This window comes from uncultured Sulfuricurvum sp. (assembly GCF_937936435.1).
Lineage (GTDB): Bacteria > Campylobacterota > Campylobacteria > Campylobacterales > Sulfurimonadaceae > Sulfuricurvum.
This window is the reverse complement of the sequence record NZ_CALDDG010000086.1, coordinates 22,374-32,043: the sequence shown is the minus strand read 5'-3', so window position 1 is coordinate 32,043 and position 9,670 is coordinate 22,374. Positions and strand designations below refer to the sequence as shown.

The following is a 9,670-nucleotide window of genomic DNA, read 5'->3' as shown; positions in this document are numbered from 1 at the left end:
ACCACCGAGATCTACACTCTTTCCCTACACGACGCTCTTCCGATCTGCGTGAAGGGGCTTTTTGCCGTCGGTGAATGTGCCAATCACAAAACGCACGGAGCGAACCGTTTGGGCGGAAACTCATTGCTGGAACTTGTGGTATTCGGTCGCCATGCCGGAGCCAAAGCGGCGGAGTACGGTGAAAAACATCCCCTGGCGGATAGAGAAAGCTCGCAGTTTGCCAAAGATCAGAATTTTGTGCGCGGTGTGATGTATTTTACGAATCAGATCGATTTTTACCAAAAACAGGAGATGCTTGCCAATATCTTCTATAACAACGTCGGTTTGGTTCGGGATGATATGGGGCTCAAAGCGGTGCTAGGAGCGATTCGCCAAATGCAAAAAGAACTTCCGTTTATGGGGCCTCGGGACAAATCGAAAATCTGTAACACCAATCTGGTGGAATTTATCGAATTCGGCAATAAGGTCGAATTGGCCGAGATTATTGTTGTCAGCGCGATCAGCCGGGTAGAGAGCCGAGGGGCGCACTACCGCATCGACGCTCCCGAACGGAACGACCGGATGTTCGGTGCCCATACGATCACATGGAAGGAGGACGGAGTATTATGTGCGGATTTCATGCAATAGAGGCTTTAGGCGACGACAAAACGTGGGATGACGAGAACGGCTCTGAGCAGGAAGGGTGTTGCGAAGACCCTTACGAAGATGAGGATGAAGAATATGAGCAGGAGTGGTGCGACTGATGGAAATTAAAATTGTACGAAGCGGCCGGGAAGAGGTGCAGAGTTATACGGTAGATTTCGAGAATGTTACGCTGCTCACGGTGTTGAACCATGTCAAAACCAAGATCGATCCGACATTGACCTATTCGCACGGATGCCGCAGCGGCGTCTGTGGAAGCTGCGCGGTGCGAGTGAACGGGCGGGAAGTATTGATGTGCGAATACAAACCCTCCGAGGGCGATCTGATCGAACCGATCCGTAACGCTCCGGTTATCCGAGATTTGGTCGTCGACGCCTCGTTTGTCGAGCGTTTTAACCAAACGGCAAACGGCTGGAGCGAAAAGCCGCACGAGGGCCCTGTTAGCGAAGAGGAAGCAAACCGCATCGTCACTCAAAGCGACTGTATTTTGTGTGCTTCATGTTACAGCGCTTGTCCGGTATATGCGGTAAATCCCGATTTTATCGGTCCTTTTGCCCTCACCCGTGTTTGGCGTTACGTCAACGATGTGCGCGAAGAGAGCAGCGGCGCAAAAATAGCGGCAGTACAGACAAACGGGATTTGGGACTGTACTTTGTGCGGCGAATGTGTTCCGGTTTGTCCACAGCATATCGCACCCAAACAGGACATCACGATGCTGCGGATGAAAAGTGCGATGATGGGATACAGTGATCCGAATGCCGCTGCCGCATTCGGCGGAGGGCTTGATTTCGGCTCACCGATGTTTTAGATAAGGTTTTGGTGTGTTATACTAACTGTTATAAAAAATACGCCGTTGCGAGTTCAATTGAGAGAGAATATTCGCGACCGATCGGAATCGATTCCGATAGCGTATCAAGAAGGACACGTATGGCATCAGAACACTCACTCGACATCTCCGCAAAAATCGATCTTCAAGCATTTAAAGACGCGATTGCCCAAGCCGAAAAAGAGGTGATCGGACGTTACGATTTCAAAGGGATTACGTATGAGATCAATTACCGCGAAAAAGAAAAACAGCTGATTCTGCTCGCATCGAGTGATAACAAACTCGATGCCCTCAAAGACATTGTCATCGCCAAACTGATCAAACGGGGGCTCTCTTCCAAAGCGCTTAATGAATTGAAAACCGAAGACGCCAGCGGCGGGAGCCGAAAGGCAACGTACAAGATCGTCGATACGATCGACTCCAAAGAGGCTAAAAAAATCGTTGCCGAAATCAAAAATCTGAAAACCAAGGCAACGGCGGCGATTGAGGGAGAACATATCCGCGTCAAATCCAAACAAATCGACGAACTTCAAAAAATCATGGCGGCCATCAAAGCGATGGAGTGGGAAGCCCCGCTTGTATTCGATAATTTTCGCTAAGAGTCATTAAATGCGTCAAAAAAAGTATAAGCTTATCGATAAACGGCTCATCACCGAAGGGTCGCAAATCGATTTCAATCTTTTTCTTCCTAATGAGACGAAGAGTGCGATGAGTTTGTTTTTGCAAAGCGATACGTCGGTTGACGGCAATGCCAAAGTAAAGCTGCGCGAAATCGAAATGCTCTACGTCAGTGAAGAAGAGGAAGCGCAATACAACGCCTATGTCGCCCGCCATCTTCAAAGTATCGCTCGAAACGATGAGATTCCGACAGAGCAAAAGGCCCGTTTGGTCTATGAAAAAGCGACCGAAGCGATTGATTCGATGTTTAAAAATCCCGAATCTCTCGAAAATGTTAAAAACGTCCAGCCTGTCGTCAATAACTTTATCGAAATTATTTTGCATGACAGCAGTGCCGTCGAATCGCTGATGAAGATCACGGCACACGATTATTACACCCATACCCATTCGATCAATGTCAGTATCTATACGTTGAGTTTAGGCTCATTTTTAGGGATCAGCGGAAAAGATCTCGAAGTGTTGGGGATGGCGGCTATCTTACACGATTTGGGAAAAAGCAGAATCGATTACGAGATTATCAATAAAAACGGCAAACTCACCGATGAAGAGTTTGCACAAATGAAACATCATCCTGCGTACGGACATGAAATCGCGCTAAAACTCGGGATTACCGACGAGCGGATTTTGACCGGAATCCGCCATCATCACGAAAAGATGTGCGGAGGGGGTTACCCCGATAACCTCAAAGGCGATCAAATCAGCCAGTTTGCCCGCATTATCGGTACGTGTGATGTATTTGATGCGTTGTCGACCAAGCGCTCGTATAAAGACCCGATGAGCTCTTTCGAATCGTTGTTGCTGATGAAACAGCAGATGTCGGATCATCTGGACATGGGTATGGTAGATGCTTTCATCCGGATGTTACGAAAACAGGTAGAAGGAAAACAATGAAAAAGATGACGATTGCCGATGCCGCAGAGTATTTTAAAGTTTCCAAAGAGGCGATTCACAACCGTATTCGAAGAGGTTCGTTGGACTGCATCGTCGAGAACGGCGTAAAATACGTTGCCGTAGAACCGGATAAAAGTGCTTCGGAAAGTCATGTTTCTATTGACAACCGCTATACGCAGTATATCGAGCAGGAGAATACACGGCTACGCGAGCGTGTCGAGACGTTGGAGCAAGAAACTACCCGTTTACGGGATCAGCGCGAGCAGATGCTGATCGATGAACGGATAAAAGTCGAGCAGATTTACAAAGAACGCGATGCCCAGCTGCGGAGCGTTCTGCACGTTGTTGCGACCAAATTCCTCTCCCATGTGAATACCGATGCCGTGATGGAGGAGGCAATCAATGCCGATGTCGTCGAGAGCGAGCGAGAAGAACTTGATACATGGATCACGTTAAAATCGTTTTTGAAATTGAAACGGATCAAAGACAAAGAGAAAAAAAAGATCAAAAGCCGTTTTGAAGCGGCTGTTGAAGACGATGACGAACGTCTCAGCGTCCGTGATGAAAAGATTTTCTTGAATCCTTCGCAGTACGATTACTCGGACTTATTGCGCTTCTAGGCACTTGTTTACTGCGGTTGAGCTGATTGAAACAGCTTTGGCAAATCGCAAATTCACTTTGCGGCGGTAACGGTTTGCCGCAGGTTTTGCATCGAGGGACGAAGTGGCTTTGCTGCAATGAATTCTCGATAAAACGGTTGAGCTCTCCTCGGAAAGAGCGGGCTTTTTCGGCATCGATAAAAAATTCGCCCAGACGATACGAGAGCCACAGATAGAGCGATATCTCTTTGATCCGATCTTCCGCATCCTGAAGCTCTTCCATCGAGAGGGCGTAGCTCCCCAGCCGCTGCGGCGGAATGAAAGCGATAGGTTTTTTCTGCTCCAGCGCGCGCACATACCGTTCGAATGCCGCCATGACCAGCGGCGATGAGGTCGAGAGCGGTGCGGTGGCGAGGGTGAATTTCGTCCGCATATCCAGATCATAACGGTCTACGATGGCGGATGCTTCGCTCATCGATTCGAGATTGGCGGCACGGAACGGCCCCTCAAACTTCATATTATCGACAAAAAACGCAATGATCGCCGAAAGCGATTTCTCTTCCAGAATCGTCGAGACGAGCATGATGTGATCGAAATTCGCCATGACGTTAAACGGAATGGCGACCGGCTGTGCGGGGCGGTTAAAGAGCGAAGAGATCGTTTTGAGCACATCGGCGCTCAGTGCCCCGACGTACCCTTTTTCACTTAGTCCGTAGCGTCCGGAGCGTCCGGCGATTTGCTGAACCTCTCCGGCGCTCAGGGTGCGCTGATTCTGGCCGTCGAATTTATCGGCTTTGGAGAAGAGGAGTGTTTTGATCGGCAGGTTCAATCCCATACTGATCGCATCGGTGGCGACGAGGATATCGGTCTCCCCCTCACGGAAACGTCTCGCCTCTTCGCGGCGCACTTCAGGACTCAGATTGCCGTAGATAACGCTCGTGCGGTAGGTTTTGGAAAGTTGCTGTTTGAGCCGCAGGGCATTGGCACGGGTAAAAGCAATAACTGCTGTTTTAGGTTGAATGGCATCAATAGGTGTAGGGGTTTTGAGCAGCTCGAGCGGATTTTTGCGCTGAAATTCGATGATTTCAAGCGGTTCGCCCAGATACTCGGCCAATGCGGTGACCGCTTCACGGGCATTTTCCGATCCCGTCATGATGATCGTTTTGGCAGGAGCGCCGATGATGGCATTCGCCCAAGCCCATCCGCGGTCTCGGTCTCCGATCATTTGTACTTCGTCGATGACGCAGCAATCGACTTCCACTTCGAAATTGAGCATCTCGATCGTCGAGCTGATGTGGGTGGCATCTTCGTCGAGGAGCTGTTCTTCCCCGGTAATGAGCGAGACGCTTACACCCTCTTCTTTGAGGGTTTCATACCCTTCCAGTGCCAAAAGACGCAGCGGAGCGAGATAATATCCCGTCCCTGCCATGCGGAGGTTTTGGAATGCGGTATAGGTTTTTCCGCTGTTGGTCGGGCCGATGTGGAATACCAGTTTGCGGCGAAGCGAGCGGGCAAGAGGGAAAAGATTTTTAAAGTCCCGGATACTGCGTCCGAGGAGTTCCTGTCGCTGCCGTTTGAGCAGTTCGTTGGCGATCCGCTGATCGAACGAAAAGAGGACTCTTCGGGACGTTTTGGCGCTGATATGAGGAATCTCGCCCAGATAAGGGATAAGAAGTTCATAGACGATGAGGTACAAATCTTCGTCGCGGAGATCGAGAAGTTTGGAGCGGGTACGGCATTCATCGATTAGGTAATTGAGCTCTCCGAGAAAAGCGTGTTCTTCTTCGGCACTTTGCTTTTCGATCATGGAGGCGATGACGAGATCCTCTTCATTCCAGATTTGGCGGCTGATTTCCGCGGCATCAAGATGGAGGGAAAAACGGTACTTAAACGGTTCGGTGCGAAACGGCAGCGGGAGCTCTTTGTCGATCTCTACAATCAAGTCGTCCGTCCCGCCGGAGGTGAGGGATACGTGTAGATGTCGGGTCAAGACACCGCGAAGAATCTCGCTGCTGAGTGTCCCGTAGGTTTGGACGGAAGGGGGAGCGCTTTTGAGCGAACTGATGATTTGCTCACGGTTCAGATACCGGTGTGAGGAGAGATTCAGCGATGCCAAAAACGCATCCGTTTGAAGCTGTTTTTGGTGTGTTAGTGCCGCTTTGAGTTCCGTGATTTCGGGAACCAGAGTCTCGATGCTCTCTTCATGCAGCCGCTTTTCGTTCAGCGGAGCGGTTTTAAGGATGTGGATTTTACTAAAAGATTCCTCTCCCAGCGTATAGTGTATCGGTGCGTAATATTCGAGGGTGTCATCGAAATCGAATTTACCTTCCAACGCTTTTTCGAGTTGTTCGCGTTTGCGGACGTAACGGATATGTTCGAGTTTGGCGGCGATTTTTTCAGGGGTGATTTTTCGGGTACGGATATCGATAAACGAGGCGTGCAACGCCCGGCGTTCATCCGCGCTTAGTTCAAACGCTTCGAGAAGTTCATCGATTTTATCTTCTCTCTCGTGCGGTTTTTCTCTGGGTTTCGGATTGGGATAGATACGCCCTTCGTTGCGAAAAAAATCGACGATGAGGGTGCGTATCTCGGTTTCTCCCTCAGACCAGAGCCGTCGGAACGTTTTAACAAGTGTGGGCTTATCGGTCGTACCGTTAAAAATCCCGAGGGTATGAGCCAGAGCGATGAGTGATTCGGTCGGAACCCGCTCTATCCCTTCATCAAATCCTTCATCGCCGAAAAAATGGCGGATGGATTGATTGAGTTTGATCATTTTTTTCTTTTTCTTTGCCATAAGAGAGTGTATCTTTTTTCTCCTAATATTTCCTTCTCGCTTAATATAACAATAAAAATTTTGTCAGATATGTTGACAATAAAAATTTTGTCAGATAGAATGACAATAAATATTTTGTCAAGGAGTCTAAAATGCAATTATGTGTCGGACAGGTAGCGCGTGCAGAACAGTTTTGGCCGAGAGATACTGAGATAAATCGTATTTGGAACACGATTGAATCCGGTGGACACATATTGATTGCAGCTCCGAGACGCGTCGGCAAAACTTCCGTTATGTATAAAATATACGATGAACCGCGCGAAGGATATGCTGTTGCGTTTGTCGATGTAGAATCAGCAGATAATGAACATGAATTCTGGCATAAGCTATTTAATACACTAACAAGTGAAACGTTTATTTCTCAAACGCATCGCTATACCGCAAAATTGGCAACTTCATTACGGGAGTTAGCAGGGAAAATAAGAAAAGTTTCGACATCCGGGATCGAATTCGGTGACGGAGCAACATTGGATTACGCAGCGGCATTTGAAAAATTTGTAACGGAATTGCAAATAGATAAAAAGCTTATTATCATGGTGGATGAATTTGCCCAAGCGGTAGAAAATATCATTAAATATCAGAGCAAGGAGCAAGCCGAATCATTTTTGCGAACCGCACGGAGTTTACGACAAAATCCAAAAATATTGGAAAAAGTAACATTTCTTTATGCAGGATCAATCGGGCTTGAAGGGGTCGCCGCACGCATCGGTGCCACTAAATCGATTAATGACCTTAACAGTATCAAAATACCGCCTTTACTTCGTGAAGATGCCTCAGCTTTTACTTATGCTTTATCGGAGGGGATGAGAGTTGAGGGCGATGTTATTCGGAATTTGCTAGATAAAATCGAATGGCTGATCCCTTTTTATATCCAGCTTATTCTGCAAGAGGCGAAAGCAATTGATAAAGAAGCGCTTACAAATGAGAACATTGATCGTGCTATTACTGCGGCACTTCAACATAAAAATCACTTTGAACATTGGAAAAGCAAGCTAAAAGAAGCATTTGAACCGACGGGTTATAACTTCGCAAAAGAGGTTCTAAATATTATATCAGACAAACATACGATCAAATCATCCGCTATTTCTAACCTAATTAGCAAACACGATTTGGATCATGATATAGCCAAAGAGATTGTCCATACGCTTGTATACGATGGATATATCAATAACAATGATGACCCGAAAGTTTACCGATTCAACTCTCCGATTTTACGAATGTGGTGGTATAACAATGTCGCTAACTAATTACTCACGATATAAATACACCCCTGATGAGATGGAAGAGAGAGAATTTCTTTCTCGGTTTGTTGTCCGTACCGATATATTTAACGATATTTTCACGGATATAACATCGGCAAACTATGCCGTTCCGCAGCAGCACTACATCATTATCGGCCAACGGGGACAGGGTAAAACGACGTTATTGCGGAAGTTATTGATTGAGGTAAAAAACTCTTCTGAGCTTTCAGATCGTATTATCCCCGTCAAATTTTCTGAAGAGCAGTATCAAATCCGCTCTCTTAGCCGATTGTGGGAAGAGGTTGCGGATTATCTTCAAAGTGTTTATCCTGAGATTTTCCCCGATATACTCGATAAAATGGAAGAGCATTTTGAGGATGAGGATTATGAGCTAAAGAGTTTTACCCTCTTTGAAACTACCGTTATACAATCAGAGAAAAAATTGCTATTGTTGATCGATAACATCGACGAGTTGATCGGGAAACTAAGCATCAAAGAACAGCGAAGACTCCGTGAAATATTGCTCAGCTCCTCATCGATTCGTATCATCGGCGGCTCAACCGATATGCTGGAACAGCACCACAAGTACGACAAACCGTTTTACCAGTTTTTCAAGATCATCAAACTGCGCGGGTTTAATGAATCCGAAGCCCATACTTTTCTCCGCGCTATTGCCAAAGAGGATCAAAAAGAGCAGATAGAGACACTCATCCGAACCAATTCCGCACGTATTGAAACACTCCGACGGTTGACGGGGGGAGTACCGCGTACGCTTGTGATGCTCTTTGATATCTTAATGGATGATGGTGGAAATGCATTTGACGATCTTCTCAAGATTCTCGATGAGGTAACACCGCTTTATAAACATCGTATGGATGATTTGCCTCCGCAACTGCAGGAGATTGTCCATACCATCGCGATGAACTGGGACGGGATGTTCACCCGTGAGATCGCAAAAAAAACGAAACTGGAGAGTAAGGCGATCTCCTCACAGCTCAAGCAGCTCGAAAAATATGAGATTATCGAATCCGAATCAATCGGGAAAAATAAGATTTACAAGATCAAAGAACGGTTTTTTAATATTTGGTATCTGATGCGCTATGGACGGAAAAAAGATCGTCAGCGGGTTGAGTGGCTGGTGAAATTTCTCGAATCGTGGTATTCCAAAGAAGAACTTGAAGAGCGGGCAAGACAACTGATAGAATCGCTGACGACAAAAGAGGTTAGTCCGAATCATGCATTTCATATGGCGGAAGCATTATGTCATACAGGTCTTAGAGTTGATATTGAATATTTTTTAAAAATGAAAGTTAAGCAATATTTATCTGCAATAGAGCCTAATTTAGCAAACGATTTAACGGAATCAGATGTAATGTTAATGAGAGAAGCACTTGAATTAGTACAAAAAGATGAAAAAGCAAAAGCAAAAGATGTATTTAAAAAAATTAAAAATGTTAAGGAAATAAAAGACCTGTTGGAGATAATGGAAAAACAGCTCATAGCAAAAATATCAATTGATGAGCTGCATCTTGCTCAAGATAAAATCATTCAGCAGTATTCAAAAACAAATTACGATGAAATGTTTGATATTCATAACAGTATGTTACCTAATGGTCACTATTCGATGGCATTAATGAAATTGAAATGTGAAAAATTTGAAGAAAGCTATATTGAATTCATTGAATGGTGCAATTCCAATGAACAAGAATATGATCTAAAGATTGAAGATTACTTGATTCTATTAATTGCTAAAGGTCAATATTATCAAGCCAAAAAAATCTTTGAAAGAGAAGAATTCCGGTTTAAAGACATCTATAAACCGATTTGGTATGCGCTTATGAACCTTATGGGAGAAGATGAGGAATACAAAAAAATGGGAAGTGAACTCACCGAGAGTGTCAGTGATGTATTGGAACGGATTCGGGAGTATGAGGAGAAATACGGCTCTCTTTCATAAAAC

The 9,670-nt window shown here is 45.8% G+C and carries 8 protein-coding genes; 7 read left to right on the top strand and 1 reads right to left on the bottom strand.

Going from position 1 to position 9,670, the window contains the following annotated elements:
• Positions 1 to 605: 605 nt before the first annotated feature.
• The 5 genes from Q0389_RS09000 (at position 606) to Q0389_RS08980 (ending at position 3,657) form a co-directional block, all read left to right on the top strand.
• Positions 606 to 743, top strand: coding sequence for a hypothetical protein (locus Q0389_RS09000; protein ID WP_298693620.1), 138 nt, complete (start codon positions 606 to 608; stop codon positions 741 to 743).
• Positions 743 to 1,450: a 2Fe-2S iron-sulfur cluster-binding protein gene (locus Q0389_RS08995; protein ID WP_298693618.1), complete on the top strand. Its 708-nt coding sequence runs from the start codon at positions 743 to 745 to the stop codon at positions 1,448 to 1,450. The genes Q0389_RS09000 and Q0389_RS08995 overlap by 1 nt, the downstream gene beginning before the upstream one ends.
• 119 nt (positions 1,451 to 1,569) lie before the next feature.
• Positions 1,570 to 2,067 carry a YajQ family cyclic di-GMP-binding protein gene (locus tag Q0389_RS08990; protein WP_298693616.1) on the top strand — a complete coding sequence of 166 codons (498 nt, stop codon included), beginning with the start codon at positions 1,570 to 1,572 and terminating at the stop codon, positions 2,065 to 2,067.
• 10 nt (positions 2,068 to 2,077) lie between these two features.
• The gene (locus tag Q0389_RS08985) at positions 2,078 to 3,037 is read left to right on the top strand and encodes an HD domain-containing phosphohydrolase (RefSeq protein WP_298693614.1); all 960 of its coding nucleotides are present in this window, start codon (positions 2,078 to 2,080) and stop codon (positions 3,035 to 3,037) included.
• Positions 3,034 to 3,657 (top strand): DNA-binding protein, encoded by a 624-nt coding sequence (locus tag Q0389_RS08980; protein WP_298693612.1) that lies wholly within the window; start codon positions 3,034 to 3,036, stop codon positions 3,655 to 3,657. The genes Q0389_RS08985 and Q0389_RS08980 overlap by 4 nt, the downstream gene beginning before the upstream one ends.
• Here the strand turns inward: Q0389_RS08980 and Q0389_RS08975 are convergent.
• Positions 3,587 to 6,430 (bottom strand): helicase-related protein, encoded by a 2,844-nt coding sequence (locus Q0389_RS08975; RefSeq protein WP_298693611.1) that lies wholly within the window; start codon positions 6,428 to 6,430, stop codon positions 3,587 to 3,589. The two genes, Q0389_RS08980 and Q0389_RS08975, sit on opposite strands and share 71 nt — an antisense overlap.
• A 131-nt stretch (positions 6,431 to 6,561) precedes the next feature.
• Here Q0389_RS08975 and Q0389_RS08970 point away from each other — a divergent pair, with 131 nt between their 5' ends.
• Both Q0389_RS08970 and Q0389_RS08965 read left to right on the top strand, forming a co-directional pair.
• A complete protein-coding gene (locus tag Q0389_RS08970) occupies positions 6,562 to 7,716 on the top strand; it encodes an ATP-binding protein (protein ID WP_298693609.1) in 1,155 nt (384 codons plus the stop codon).
• Positions 7,703 to 9,667 (top strand): NACHT domain-containing protein, encoded by a 1,965-nt coding sequence (locus Q0389_RS08965; protein WP_298693607.1) that lies wholly within the window; start codon positions 7,703 to 7,705, stop codon positions 9,665 to 9,667. Before Q0389_RS08970 ends, Q0389_RS08965 begins: the two co-directional genes overlap by 14 nt.
• Positions 9,668 to 9,670: the final 3 nt, after the last annotated feature.